General features: G+C 68.0%; 4 protein-coding genes. 2 read left to right on the top strand and 2 right to left on the bottom strand.

What is annotated here, in order from left to right:
- The first annotated feature begins 26 nt into the window (after window positions 1-26).
- A complete protein-coding gene (locus AC54AF_RS01360) occupies window positions 27-10568 on the top strand; it encodes a LysM peptidoglycan-binding domain-containing protein (RefSeq protein WP_496634794.1) in 10542 nt (3513 codons plus the stop codon).
- Between the two features lie 15 nt (window positions 10569-10583).
- On the opposite strand, the gene AC54AF_RS01355 is transcribed toward AC54AF_RS01360, so the two are convergent.
- Window positions 10584-11534: a 2-hydroxyacid dehydrogenase gene (locus tag AC54AF_RS01355; RefSeq protein ID WP_496634792.1), complete on the bottom strand. Its 951-nt coding sequence runs from the start codon at window positions 11532-11534 to the stop codon at window positions 10584-10586.
- 241 nt (window positions 11535-11775) lie between these two features.
- Window positions 11776-12453 (bottom strand): hypothetical protein, encoded by a 678-nt coding sequence (locus AC54AF_RS01350; protein WP_496634790.1) that lies wholly within the window; start codon window positions 12451-12453, stop codon window positions 11776-11778.
- A 233-nt stretch (window positions 12454-12686) separates the two neighbouring features.
- Here AC54AF_RS01350 and AC54AF_RS01345 point away from each other — a divergent pair, with 233 nt between their 5' ends.
- The gene (locus AC54AF_RS01345; protein ID WP_496634788.1) at window positions 12687-14894 is read left to right on the top strand and encodes a TonB-dependent receptor; all 2208 of its coding nucleotides are present in this window, start codon (window positions 12687-12689) and stop codon (window positions 14892-14894) included.
- Window positions 14895-14929 lie beyond the last annotated feature (35 nt).

The following is a 14929-nucleotide window of genomic DNA, read 5'->3' as shown; positions in this document are numbered from 1 at the left end:
ATGACTGATTCAAGGAGCAAGTTCGTATGGCCACCACCGATACCGCGCTGGAAAACCTGCAGCAAGCCATCGTCAACGCGGCCAGCCGCGGCCCGTTCGCCCTCGATGCCGCCTTCCTGGAAGCGGGCCTGGCCGCCCCGGACGTCGCGCCGCCCGAAAAATTCGACGCCATCATCGGCCAGGCATTCCAGATCGACGCGGCGCAGTTCCTGATCAGCTGCGCGGCAGCCGACGTGGGCGCCGTGAGCGACGGCGTCTTTACGGTCAGCAAGGCGAGCCTGCCCTTCATCGGCGGCCTGCTGCACACCCCGGCCACGCTGGTATTTTCCACGCAGCTGGCCGCCGCGCGCACGCCGGGCGACAACGGGGATGACGACGGGGATGACGCGGCCGTGCTGGTGGTGCAGGTGGCCGCCAGTCCCGCCGACTGGAACTGGGATAGCAGCTTTCCCTTTATGGGCGGCTGGCCATTCAGCGAGTTGCCGCTGGCCGGCGCGCTGCTGGTGTTTTCCAGCGCCGACGGCGTCTATCCATGGGGGGGCGACGGCGCGCTGTCCGTCACGGGCGGCGCCAAGCAGAACCTCAGCGCCAGTGTGGCCCTGCCCGCCTTCGTGACGCCATTTCTGGAACTGTTTTCCGACCTGGCGGCGCCGCCGGGCAAGCTGCAGATCGGCGGCTACCTGGACATGGCGCTGTACGACGGCAAGACGTTCGAACTGGGCGGCCTGATGCCCAGCGGCGTGTTGTCGGCCACGCTCAGCGAGCTCGACTGCACCTTCGCCGGCTACCTGCGCGTGGCTGCGCCCAGCCTGACCGTGACGATCCCGCCGCCCGTCGATGCGCCGCCGCCCGACGCCCTGCTGCTCGACGGCGGCATGCAGCTGCTGCTGCGCTCCGGCGAACCGGAAGACGAGGAAGCGGCCGACGGCGACCAGGCCGCCACGCTGGCCCTGACGGCCACGCTCAGCGTGGAAGGCGCAGGCGCCAGCGACTACACGCTGTCGCTGCTGCTGCAGCCATCGAATGCCGACGGCGACGGCAACTACGCGGTCAGCCTGGAAGCGGGCAGCGACGGGCCGCCCCTCAGTCCCGGCGCCGCCATCAGCCTGATCGGCGGGGGCGCCAGCTATTTCCGCGCCACCCCGGCCGTGCTGCAGGAGTTCCTGACCTCGTTCGGCCTCGGCGGCATGACCATCAGCGGCAGCATCCCGCCCAAGGCGCCGCCCACGGTGGACCAGGTCACGCTGCAGCTGCGCACCGTGCGCGGTCTCAGCTGGCAGCCTATCCCGGCGCCCACGCCCGCGCTGAGCTTTACCGTCACCTCGTTCTTCCTCGACTGGACGGCTTACCAGCCGCTGGCGAGCAAGGCCAGCGGAAAGTCGCGCTATGAATACCTGTTCGGCACCACCTTCACCCTGTTGCCCACGGTATTTCGCAACCTCGACGGCACGCCGGGCGGCGAATTCGACGTGCAGTTCAACTCGGCGCAGCTGTTCCAGGCCAGCTTTCCCGGCAAGGCCACGCTGTCGGACTTCCTGTCCGTCGTCTCGAACGGCCTCGTCAGCCTGCCCGACAGCATCCAGGCCGAGGTGTCGAATATCGCGCTGAGCATAGACGGCGCGGCCCAGTCCTTCGCGTTTTCCAGCGACTACGCCATCAGCCTGTCCTTCCTGACGGTGGGAGGCGCGCCCATCCTGAGCATTTCGGAAGGCCAGATCAGCCTGTCGGGCATCAGCGCCACGGTGGCCGCGGACAAGCAGGAAGGCGCGCCGGCCCTTGTCGAGGCCGGCAAGGCGGGCGCCGGCACGGCCTGGGCCGGGTCCATTTCCGGCTTGCTGGGCGTGGGCGCCAGCCTGCAGGCGGCCGTCAGCGTGGCCTACAGCAGCCAGGAAACGCCGCCCCGCTGGACCCTCTCCGCCGCCCTCGCGCAAGAACTCGACGTGGGCGAGATGATCAAGCAATTCTTTGCCGCCGGCGGCATCTATGATTTCCCCCTCTTCTTGCCGGGCAACCTGAAGATTTCCGCGTTCGCCATCGAAGCGGTCATTCCCAGCGGCAAGCCCGGCACGGACCTGGCCACCAGCTACACGGTCGACACCACCTTTACCTGGCTGTTCATGCTTGGCCAGCAACAGATCGGCTTGCAGAAAGCCACGCTCTCGGTGCAGTATGACGGCGCCAAGCCGGCCGCGCAGCAATTCTCGGGCAAGGCCGATGCCGTATGGATCTATACCGCCATCAATCTGAAACTGGGCTTCGGCTATGCGTTCCAGCCGACGGACAAGGGGCCGAACCACACGCTGTACGTGAGCTGGGAAGGTTTCACGGCAACCTATACCAGCGGCAACGAGATGCTCAGCTTCACCCTGGCGGGCTGGTCTCTGGGCAGCCTGATCCAGGCGCTCGTGCGCACGCTGGGCGATCCGTATTTCGTGCTGCCGTCGCCGTGGGACTTGCTGAACCAGGTCACGCTGGACGGCCTGTCCATCAACGTGTCGCTGAAAACCGGCGAAAAGAACCGCCTCAGCGCCACCTACACGCTCAGTTCCCCCCTCAACCTCGGCTTCATCGTCATCCGCAGCATCGTCTTCAAGCGCAATACGGACGGCAAGGTGACCCTGGCGCTGGACGCCACCGTGCCGCCATTGCTCAAAGGCAGCATGGGCGACTTGCTGGACCCGAACAAGGGACAGGACGTAGAAGAGATGCCCAGCGTGCCGGGCGCCGGTTCCAGCTATTTCAAGGTCTTCCTGCTGATGTTGGGCCAGCGCGTGGCCATCAACGGCGCGTCCGACTTCAGCTCGACCAAGGCCGTCATCGACGCGCTGGCCGGCGTGCCGCCCACCACGGGCAAGAACAATCCCGTCAACCCGGGCAGCGGCGTGCAGGGCCAGCCGTATTACCAGCCGGACAGCAACTGGCTGATCGCCGCGCATTTCGGCGTGCTGCAAACAGCCGGCGTGTGGGCCGTCGACGTACAGATCGTCTTCAACGATCCCAACCTGTACGGCTTGCGCCTGACCCTGGGCAGCCCCAAGATGGGCGGCCTGGCCGGCCTGGTGGTCGATATCCTGTACAAGAAAATCAGCGACGACGTGGGCCTGTTCCAGATCGACTTCACCTTCCCCGACAGCATACGCAACCTGAACTTCGGCGCCGTCAGCGTGGTGCTGCCGATGATAGGCATCAAGATCTACACGAATGGCGATTTCCTGATCGACATCGGCTTTCCCTACAATATGGACTTTACGCGCTCATTCAGCTTTAGCGCCATCGTCTACGGCGTGCCAGTGATGGGCTCGGGCGGCGTGTATTTCGGCAAGCTGTCGAGCGCGACGGCGACGCAGGTGCCGAAAACCGATCTCGGATATTTCAATCCCGTTATCGTCTTCGGCCTGGGCCTGCAGCTGGGCCTGGGCTACAACTTCGTCAAGGGGCCGCTGAAAGCCGGCTTCGCGCTGACCGTGTTCGGCATCATCGAAGGCGTGATCGCCACCTACCATCCGTACGACCGCAGCAACGCCGTGGCGCTGGCCAACGCCGGCGCGTCCGGCAGCGTACAGGAAAGCAGCTACTTCAAGCTGACGGGCACGTTCGGCGTGATCGGCATGCTGTACGGCGAAGTGGACTTGAAGATCATCAGCGCTTCGCTGCTCGTCAATATCACCGTGTCGGTGCAGATCGGCTACGAATCCTACCGCGCCATCCCCCTGTCCGTGACGGCCTCGGTGCGTATCAGCCTGCGCGTCAAGATCGACCTGGGCATCTTCAGCTTCACCATTTCCGTGGGCTTTTCCGCCACCGTCAGCGCGCAATTCCGCATCGGCAGCGACAGCCGCGCGCCGTGGGATGGCGGCGGCGCGCTGCGCCTGGAAAGTGTGGCGCGCGGCCGCGCGCGCACCTTGCCGATGGAACTGCAGGCCGCCATGCTGCGCGCCGGGCCGCACCGCCAGCCGCGCCGCGTGCTGCGCACCGATGCCAAGCCGCTGCTGCAATTGGTGACGGCGCCGCAATTCACGGTGCTGGCGCCGCAGGGCGCCACCGCCAGCAGCGCGCAGCAAGGCGCGTTCGTCTGCCTGTTCGCCATGGATGCGCCTGACCCGGCCGCGGCCGGCGCGGGAACAGGCACGACCTCTTTCGACCTGCTGTGCAAGGCGTATTTCCCGTGGCTGCTCGACGCCTTGCAGCCGGCGACGCGGGCCGACGGCGCGGCGCTGGACCTGGCTGCCGCCGCGACTGCCAGCGTCACTTTGGCCCAGCTGGTGGCGGGCATCCAGGTGCTGGCCGACCCCGCCATGCAACCATTCGGCATGGGCGACCTGCTGCAATTTCTTGCCGACAGCTTCGTCGTGAACATCAGCGCGCCGGGCGCCAATATGGACGGCGCCACGCTCTTCCCGCTGTTCGACGGGCTGCGGCTGGACGTCCCCGACCCGCAAGGCGGCGCCGGCACGCACGTGATCGACCTCGAGACCTACGCGACGGCGACGGAACAGTACCGCAGCACGGTGGCCGGCGTGCTGCGCCAGGTGGCCGCCAAGGTGGGCAAGGCGCCCGCCAGGCCCGCGCTGCTGGCGCAGGACGACGCTGGCGCCGAATCGATGGCGGCCTTCATCTTCGTCGACGTCTTCAGCCTGATCGGCCGCGCGCTGCTGCAATCGGCCATTGATGCCTTCGACAATTACAGCTATGCGCTGCAGCCAGGCGACAGCATCGCCAGCATCGTCGGCGCCTTCAACCTGGCCGGCAACGCCATCGACGCGGACGACGTGTCGCTGCCGAATGCCACCTATCCGCTGAACGGCGCGCTGCCGCTGCAGGTCGGCGGCCTGTCCGCCGTGATCCAGGCCGGCGATACGCTGGCGACCATCGCCACCCGCTACACGGATCCGGCCGGCGCTGGCGGGCGCTGGCAAACCACCGCGGCCCAGCTCATCGGCGCGAATGCGGCGCTGCGCGCGCTGCGCACTGGCGTGACGCTGGTCTTCGACTTCGGCGCCGGCGCCGTCAGCCACGTCACCGCGCCCGGCGACAGCTTCGGCGCCATCGCCGCCGCGCTGGGCGTGCCGCTGGCCGCCCTGGCGCAGCAGGCATCGCTGTATGCCCGCGCCGACCTGCTGCTGCCGACGGCCATCCTCGCCGTGCCGCCGCTGGCGTATGCATCGGCCGCCGGTGATACCCTGGCCGGCATCGCCAGCCGCTTCGCCGCCACGGCCGCCGCGCTGGGGCGCGACAATGCCGGCGTCGCCAATCTGTTCGCCGCCGCCCCGGGCCGGCTGGCCATCGCCCGCCTCGACGCCTTGCCGCTGGAGCAGCTGTGGAGCGGCGTGCAGGCGAGCGGCGCCGTGGCCCAGGCCGCCGGCCAGGTCGCGCGCTTCATCACCTATGGCTTGCGCCTGCCGGTGGCGCCGGGCCTGAGCCTGTCGCCATCCTTTCTGTATAGCAAGACGCAGACCGACTACGCGCTGTACCAGCTGACGGGCCAGCAATTCCCCACGCCCGCCAGCGCCGTCGGCGGCTACCGCATCGGCCTGGGACGCAATGCCATTTCGCATGGCGTCGCCCTCGATTTCATCACTTTCGCCGGCGCGCCCGGCACCAGCCTGCCCATCGACCTGGACGCCGCGTACGGCTTGCTGTCGGGCGTGCTGGCGTATGCGCAGGCGGGCAGCTTCGTGCCGTCGCCTGTGCTGCACATCCTGCCGCTGGCTTCCTTGCAGCCGCGGCAGTTCCCTGCGGCAGGCTACGCCGCCTGGATCACCGCCGACCTGGCGCGCCTGACGGCCGTGACGTCCGGCGCCGCCTCAGCGGCGCGCGCCGCCAGCCAGGCCACGCCCGCGCCGTATCTGTGGCAATTGCCCGACGCCATGCTGGCCAGCATCGCCCAGCGCCAGGATACGCTGCAGGCGCTGTACACGCAGGCGCAATACGCGGACATGCTGGCCCTGATGCCCGCCTATCGTCCCCGCATCGGCAACACGCCGCCCAACAGCAGCAGCACGGTGTTCCAGGACTTGAGCGGCTATGCGTACGCCACGCGCGTGGACTTCCAGATCACGCGCATGCCGGCCGCCATCGTGGCCACCAACGACGCCAGCGGCACCGCGCTGGCCAGCGCCGCCACCCTGGCCCACGTCTACGAACTGGTGGGACCGTCGGCCGCCGATGCCCAGCGCCTGCAATACCTGCTGAGCGGCATGGCCGCCGTGGGCGAAACCCTGGTGGCCGGCCTGTTCCTGCTGTATAGCGAAGGCGGAAGCGACCAGGTCGCGCTGACGGGCCAGGCCGATGCCGACTACCTGTGCTTCCTGACGCAAACCAATCTGTCCACGGAAAGTCATCCGCCGGCCAGCCGCATGCTGCTTGACGCGGCGGGGACGGCCTTGCCGCGCGGCATAGCCAACAGCCCCTCGCAATTCATCAAGCTGCTGTGGGAGCAATCGGTGGTGCGCGGCGGCGGCTACTATCTGTATTTCGAGGACATGGTGTCGGGCGCCGGCCTGCCCCCATCCGTCTTCGACGCCACGGGCACGGCCACACTGACGCTGGTGGTTCCGCTGGCGCGCCCGGCGGCGGGCGCCGCCGACACCGTGCCGAACTTCGTCAACGCCCTGCTGACAACGCAGGCGATCGATCCGCAGCAGGACGTGCTGGTGTTCGAATCGCTGAGCAAGCCGGCCAGGACCCAGCCTTTGGCCCGCGCCGCCACGAGCACCCTGAGCGCCCTGGCCGCCACGTATGGCATGGGCGTGGGACAGCTGGCGCGGCAAAACGCCGTGCGGCCGCTGCGCGCCGGCGCCAGCGTGCCCGTGACCGGCATCCTGCACCAGCTGAACCAGCAAGACATGGCCGCGCCCGCGCAAGCGCTGGAGCAGCTGGCCGCGTATTACTCGGCCGGCGCCACCGCGCTGAGCGCGGCGCAGATCGCCGCCTACAATCCCGGCGTGACGGTGGCGCTGGGCGCGACCATGCGCATTCCGCCGCTCGTCTGTCGCGTGCCAGCCACGTCTGACGCTCCCGGCAATACCTTCGCCGCCCTGGCCGCCTACTATGGCTTGTCGGTGGACGCCTTGGCCCTGGGCGCGGCAGCCACCGCAGGCCTGTACGCCGATGGCGCCGTGCTCGACGTCGACAGCCTGGCCCTCGATGCGCAAGCGACCTTGGCGCCGGGCAACCTGTCGTTCCAGCTCAAGCGAAGCAACGACGGCGTGCCCGTGCTGCCGCCCGATCCCACGCCGCAGCAACAGCAGCAATATGCGCAAGCGACCCTGTCTGCGCTGTACAACACGCTGTCGGCCGGCCTGGGCCACAATCCGTATTTCCTGCCCAGTCCCTACAGCCTGCCCTTCGGACCGCAGGACCATGCGAACGACAGCGACGGCGATGGCGGCGACGCTGGCGAGGCCCACCGCCGGCGCTATGCGGCCGCGGCCCTGGCCGATTACGACTACCGCCAGGCGCTGGGCTACCTGGGCAACAACAGCGACGGACGGCCGTTCGCCACGCTCAATGCGGCGCCGGCCAATCCGCCAGCCGGCCTGCCGCCCGCCGCCGACAGTCCCTACCTGGGCGTGGGCGGCCATGCGTCGCTGGCTTTGCGCTGGCAAGACCTGTTCGGCAACACCACCGTCACGCCGTTCGAGGCGCCGCCAGCCGGCTACACGGGGGCGCTGGACCAGGCCCCCGCCGCGCTGCGCTACACGGATCGCCTGCTGGGCCTGTCCGCCTGGCCGAAAGTCCAGGCCAGCTACCTGTACGACACGGATGCGGGCGGCGCACCCGCGCTGCTGCTGACCTTGCGCATGGATGGCCTGGCGTATGCCACGCCAGCCGACGCGGCGCAAGACTTGCCCACCTACCAGCGCCTGTACTTCCAGCTGCACCAGGACTATACGGGCCTGGGCGTGCCCGGACTGAGCGGAAATGCGGTGAGCATCTGCCTCAGCAACTCCCTGCTGGCCACGCCGCTGCAGCCGCTGGGCGAGGCCCAGTCGCGGCAGGTGCGCGACTTCGTCGCCGCCTGCGCCATCTACCTGCAGGCGCTGGCCGGCGGCGGCAGCGCCACGGCGCCCGCCGCCACGCTGTCGGTGCCGGTGCCGCTGGCGCAACTGGCCAGCGCCAACCGCATCGCGCTCGACGTGGCACTGGTGCTGACGCGCCAGGCCATCCTGCTCGACCCCGTGCTGGCGGCCCTGCCGGACGGCGCCAGCGTGGTCAGCGCCGTGCTGCCGCAGGCCGACACGGATGGCGGCGCGTCCAGCTACACGACGTTTGCCAAGGCGCTCGAAGCGTGCCTGAAGACGCCGCAATGGTCGATGCGCGCGGGCGCGGGGCTGACGCGCGTGGGCAGCGCCGGCCAGCAGACGCAGCAGTTGTTCGCCGTGCGTTTCAGCGACACACCCGGCCAGGGCATCCATTTCCGCCTGGGCCAGCAGGCCAGCTACTACGCGCCGCTGCCCGTCGCCAATTCGCTGGAAAGCCGCACGGTCAGCATCGACGCCTATCCGACCAACACGCCGCATGCGCTGACGCTCAATAGCGTCGACCTGAACCTGTGGCTGCAAAGCTGCCTCGACGCCATCGACAAGTTCCTCTCGGCCACCTATGCGCCGCCCGCCTACATCCTCGATCGCCTCAACGGCATCGCCGATCCGCTGCAGAGCGGCCAGCTGGGCCTCGTACTCAAGGCGAAACAGACGCTGGCCGACGCCATCAGCGCCACGGTCAGCCCCGTGCTCAGCAGCAGCGCGGCGGACGAAGCCACGCGCGTCAGCGCGGCCGCCACCATGCGACAGCAACTGCTGACCACCCTGGGGCCGGCCTTTGCCGCCGGCGCCGTGGTGGTGTACGGCGTGGACCAGATCACAGGCGTGGACGGCGTCTACGCGGCGGGGCCGCCCGCGCTGTACGGCCAGCCCGCCGGCGCGGGCACAGCCGGCGGCACCGCGGACGGCGCGGACGGCGACGGCAACCAGAACTACACCTTGTTCCCGACCCGGCTGCCTTTGCTCGGCACGGCCGCGCCAGACCAGAGCCGGCTGTCATTCAACTTCATCTCGAAGAACGTCGAAGGCCAGGCCTATGTGCCGCTGGACTTGCGCTATCAGATCACGCACATGGAATTCGACCAGCAATTCGTGCCCGGCATCGAAAACTACGCGCAAAGCCAGTGGCTGCTGTTCATCACCGGTCCGTTCGAGGTACCGCTGGGCAATGGCACGCAATATATCCCCGTGCTGAACCGCGCCCTGCCCGTACCGCCCACGGTCAACCGGCAGACCGCCACCGCGTCCGCCGCGCCGCAGGCCGGCCGCATGCGCCTGGCCGCCGCCGGCTTGCAGCCGGCCCAGCTGGCCCAGTGGGATTACAGCTTCAGCTATACCTATCGCCAGGCGGCGCAGGATGCCGTGCACGTCAGCGTCGTGCTCAACGTGCCGCCGCAGACGGCCAGACTGTCCGCGGCGGCCGGTCCCGACCTGTTCACGGCGCTGGCCGCCTTCGTCAGCAACTATCCGCTCATCTCGGCTGACCTCGACGCGTTCCTCGCGCCCCTCGATGGCAAGCAGGATACGACCGATAGTATCGCCAAGGCAACGCTGGCCACCACCGCCTTCCAGCGGCTGGTGAGCCAGGTGGCAGCCAGCTATGGCGAGCATTTCGGCGCGGCGCGGCTGGCGGCGGCGCAAGCAGAAGCCAGCGTGGCCGTGGAATTCGACGCGCGCCTGGAAGACCATGGCGGCGACGCCTGGTATGCGCTGCTCAATGTCACCGTTGGCGGCGCGCCCGCCACCTACGACCCGCTGGCCGGCACCCTGAGCAACGGCGCCGTCAGCGTGCCCGTGCCCGTGCTCGACATCGATGCGCAGCAGTACCGGGCCACGCCGGCCACGCCCACGCCGCCCGATGCGCTGCTGGCCTACCGCTACGCGGCCATCGCCGCCGACGCGCCCGACCTGTCGTTTGCCGCCGCACTGGCCAATACCGGCCGCGAGGTGCGTATGCCGGGGCTGAACGTGATGGTGTACAAGAACGCCCAGGCCTCGCTGTACGTGCAGCGCAACCGCTACCTGTGCCCGCCCAGCCAGACACAGGTGTCGACCATGCAGGCATTCCTGTACCAGACGCCGGTCGTCAAGTTCAGTGACCCCATCCTGCCGCGCCTGAGCTGGCAAGGCTATGATTTGCGGCAAGTCGCACCGGTGGGCGGCAGCGACGTGGCGGCCTACATGAGAGGCTTCTTCAACGCCCTCTTCACGGGCGCCTCGGGCAGCGTGCGCATCGCCATGGACGGCAGCTATTCCTACAGCGTGATGCCGGCCGTGGCGGGCTTTCCCCGCACCTCGCTGCCGGTCAGCCTGCTGCCCGCCGTGCTCGCGCCCATCGATGCGGCCCAGCCTCCCGCCGCGCCCATGGCGCTGGTGGCCCAGGTGCAGCAATGGTATGACACGCAGCAGCCGACCACGGGTGGCGGCGCCGCCATGGATTTCCGCCTGAACTTCTTTACGGATGGCGCGCCCGAGCAACTGCTGCTGTCGCTCGAAGACGTGCGCTGGGTGGTGCGGCCCTGACGCGGCGGCCCAGCGTCAGGGCACGGGCGTGTGCAGCGGCAAGCCGGCGAAGTGCGCGGCCAGGTTATCGACCACCAGCTGCCCCATCGCATGGCGTGTTTCCACGGTCAGGCTGCCCACGTGCGGCGTCAGCACCACGTTCGGCAAGGCGCGCAGGGCGTTTGGTACGCGCGGTTCGTCCGCAAACACATCGAGGCCGGCCGCGCCCAGGTGGCCATCCTGCAGGGCGGCGATCAGGGCGTCTTCATCGATGAGGGCGCCGCGGGCGATGTTGATCAGGGTGCCTTGCGGACCGAGCGCGTCGAGCACGCTGCGGTCGATGCTCTGGCGCGTGGCCGGCGTGCCCGGCGCGCAGACGATCAGGTAATCGCTTTCCTGCGCCAGGGCCAGCAGGGATTGCGCGCGCGGCACGCTGGTGCCGGCAATGGCGCGCGGCTGGAAGTAGCGCACGTTGACACCAAAGGCGGCCAGGCGCAGCGCGATGGCCTGGCCAATCTGGCCGAAGCCGAAGATGCCGGCCGTCTTGCCGCGCAGGCTGGAGGCGGGCGCGATGGCCTCGCGCCGTTCCCAGCCGCCGTCGCGCACGAAACGGTCGAGTGCCACGATGTGCCGCGCACTGGCCAGCAGCAAGGCCAGCGCCACGTCGGCCACGTCGTCCGTCAGCACGTTCGGCGTGGTGGTGACGGCGATGCCGCGCGCGCGGGCCAGGTCCAGCGCCACGCCATCGAGGCCGACGCCATTGACGGCGATGATTTCCAGCTTTGGTAACAGGGCCATGTCGGCGGCGTTCAAGCCCAGCGCGCCCGTCGTGACGACGGCGCGGATGGACGGCGCCCGTTCGGCCAGCCAGGCGTGGCGCTCGTCCGCCGGCACTTGCCAGGCGTGGTGGCAGCAATATTGCTGTTCCAGTTGCGCGTTGACGGCAGCCGAAGGGCTGGGGGCGAGGATGAGGAGTTCGGGGAGCATGGGCGTCCGTTGGTGTCGGCAAGATTTGCAGACGCAACTTAGCATATTTGAGGCCCTAGCGGGAATGGCAAACCCTATTACAGCCCCTAAAATCCGGTCCTCCGCACGGTCTTTGCGTGCGTGGGGCGACCCGATTCAATCGTAGGTCGGCTTAGCCCAACGGGCGTAAGCCGACAGGCGCCGCCACGCAGCATGTCAGATTACGCTGCGCTCATCTGACCTACACAGCCTTCAATCCGGATCAACCCGGGCAAGGCACGCGTTTGACCTTGCCGCCCATCTTGAACGGGTCGGCGCCCGCGCCCGGATTCTCGGCCATGCCAAAGCACGTGGCGCCGCCGGCGCTGACGACGCGCGTGGCGGGCCGGCCATCGGCCGTCAGGAATTCCTCCACGCGGATGACGGGGCCGCCGCGCCAGGCCGAGGCGACCAGCTTCTGGAAGCTGCTTTCGCTCTTCAGGTCGGCTGCGGCCAGCCATGGCTTGTCTTGTTTCAGTTCGCCACGCACGGCCTTGTCGGCGGCGCCTGCAGCCAACCGGGCGCGCGTGCGCAAGTCTGCACCGGACGGCGCCGTGGCGGGTGCTGCGGGCAATTCTTCGGCCGGCACGGTAATGGTTTGCGCCGTCACGGCAGGCAGGTCAGGCACGACGGACGGAACCTGGACCCGCGCACGCGGCGAGGGAGCCGGCATCGGCAGCGGCAAGGCCATCGGCGGCGCCTGCGGCGTGGGCCGGGGCGGCAGCAAGGTCATGAACGCCACTTCCGTGTATTGCTTCAGTTGCCGCGCCGGCAGCAGCAGAAAATACAGGCCCAGCACGTGCATGGCCAGGATCAGCGCGACGGCCGCGCTTCTCAAGCTCAAGCCCCGCCATATGCGCATGCGCATGGAAGCGGACTGTGGATGGCGGTGCAATGACATGCGGTTTCCTGTGGGCGCCGGGCGCGATGGTCCATTCTAGCGAAACTTAAGCTTAGGCATTAATAAATCCACAAGGTATCGTTCGGCGCGCCTTTTTTCGCCAGATTTCAGTACCCTCGCATGCCGGGTGTTGTACACATGGCGACAGATTGATCACTTTCTCACACTTTCCCACGCAGTGCGCCACGCTGGAATATAATGATAATCATTCTCATTAATATCCCAACAACACCATGCGCCCCTTCCACCTCGCCCCTACCCCGTTCGCCCTGGCAGCCTTCCTGCTGGCCAGCGCCGCCGCCCACGCCCAAACCACGCCCGCCACGCCGGCCGGCGACGCGCAAAGCATGCCCACAGTGGTCGTGAATGCCTCGGCCGACGCCTCGGCGGAAGGTTTGTCGAAGGCGTATGCGGGCGGCCAGGTGGCGCGCGGCGGGCGCATGGGCATCCTCGGCGCCGTGGACATGATGGACGCGCCATTCGGCAGCACCAGTTACACGCAGCAATTCATTGCCGACCAACAAGCGCGCAGCGTGGGCGACTTGCTGCAGAGCGACCCGGCCGTGCGCATGTCGCGCGGCTATGGCAATTTCCAGGAAGTGTATGTGATCCGCGGCTTCGCCCTCGATTCGGACGACGTGGCGTATAACGGCCTGTACGGCGTGTTGCCCCGCCAATATGTATCGCCGGAACTGCTCGAGCGCGTGGAAGTGTTCCGTGGCGCCAGCGCCTTCCTCAACGGCGCCGCGCCGGGCGGCAGCGGCATCGGCGGCGCCATCAACCTGATGCCCAAGCGCGCCGGCAATGCGCCGTTGACGGAATTGACCGTGGGCGTGGAATCGGGCGGCCACGCCTATGCGGCCATCGACGTGGCGCGCCGCTTTGGCGAACAGCAGGAATTCGGCGTGCGCGTGAACGCCGCCAAGCGCCAGGGCGTGACCAGTATCCAGCGCGAAGACCACGACGTGGGCATGTTCTCGGTGGGCCTCGACTACCGCGGCCGCAGCTATCGCCTGTCGGCCGATGCCGGCTACCAGAATTTCAACCTGACATCGCCGCGTCCATCGGTCGGCATTGGCAGCGTGGCCGTGCTGCCATCCGCGCCCGATGCCTCGAAGAACTTTGCCCAGCCATGGAGCTATTCGAAGGAACACGATGTGTTCGGCACGGCGCGCGCCGAAGTGGACCTGGCCAAGGATGTCGTGGCCTGGGCCGCATTCGGCTCCCGTTCGACCAAGGAAGCCAACAGCCTGGCCGAGCCATCCTTGACCTCAAGCAATGGCGACGCCACGGTGTCGCGCTTCGACAATGCCCGCAAGCAGGAAATCCGCACGGGCGAGCTGGGCATTCGCGGCAAGGTCAAGACAGGCGCCGTCGAGCACACCCTGGTGGCCAGCTGGTCGGGGCACTGGAATGAAGCGAAGAATGCGTACGCCATCGGCGACAAGTTCGCCACCAATATAGACGCGCCGGTCAGTGTGCCCCCGCCGACAACGCCGTACACGGGCGGCATCATGAGCGACCCGCGCATCACCCAGAAAACCATCCTCAGCAGCTATGCCCTGGCCGACACCATGGCCTTCCTGGACGACAAGCTGCTGCTGACCGTCGGCTTGCGCCGCCAGCAGATCAAGGATGCCGGCTACGACTACAACACGTCGGCGCCGCAAGGCAAGGCCTATGACGAGAGCGCCACGACACCCGTGGCTGGCATCGTCTTCAAGGCGAACCGGAACGTGTCGCTGTACGCCAACTACATCGAGGCGCTGGTCAAGGGCCCGGCGGCCACGGGAACGTACGTGGAAGACGGCCAGCAGCGCAATGTCGACAACATGGGCGACGTGTTTGCGCCGTACAAATCCAAGCAAAAGGAAATCGGCGTCAAGTATGACGGTGGCAAGCTGGGCATGAGCGCCGCCCTGTTCAGCACCGCCAAGCCCCTGCTGGCCGTGGTCGGCAAGCGGGCCGAACTCGATGGCGAGCAGCGCAACCGTGGCCTGGAATTGTCGATCTTCGGCACGCCGATGCAGGGCGTGCGCCTGCTGGGTGGCTTGAGCTGGCTCGATGCAAAGCTCAGCAATACCGACGTGGCCACGAATAATGGCAAGAAACCCATCGGCGCACCGCAAACGCAGATGAGCGTGGGCGGCGAATGGGATCTGCCCGGCGCGCCAGGCTTGAGCCTGAACGCCCGCACCATCTACACCTCGACGCAGTATGCGGACCAGGCCAACACCAAGCGCCTGCCATCGTGGACCCGTCTCGACATCGGCGCGCGTTACCTGACGCAGGTGGCAGGCCATGACGTGACCTTGCGCGCCCGCGTGGACAACGTGACGGACCGCAATTACTGGTCGTCGGCCGTGTCGTCCTTCAATATTGGTTCGCTGGTGCTGGCCGCGCCGCGCACCGTGGTCGTGTCGGCCAGCGTGGCGTTTTAACGCAGCCTCTGCCCGCCTGCGCGAAACGGCCCCTT

This window comes from Janthinobacterium sp. JF4 (assembly GCF_059617925.1).
Note: the sequence above shows the minus strand (reverse complement) of the source record. Positions and strands in the feature narration are given on the sequence as shown.

Excerpts from the sequence above, each read along its gene's own strand:
- AC54AF_RS01360 (WP_496634794.1), top strand. The coding sequence starts at position 27 with ATGGCCACCACCGATACCGCGCTGGAAAACCTGCAGCAAGCCATCGTC.
- AC54AF_RS01355 (WP_496634792.1), bottom strand. The coding sequence starts at position 11,534 with ATGCTCCCCGAACTCCTCATCCTCGCCCCCAGCCCTTCGGCTGCCGTC.
- AC54AF_RS01350 (WP_496634790.1), bottom strand. The coding sequence starts at position 12,453 with ATGTCATTGCACCGCCATCCACAGTCCGCTTCCATGCGCATGCGCATA.
- AC54AF_RS01345 (WP_496634788.1), top strand. The coding sequence starts at position 12,687 with ATGCGCCCCTTCCACCTCGCCCCTACCCCGTTCGCCCTGGCAGCCTTC.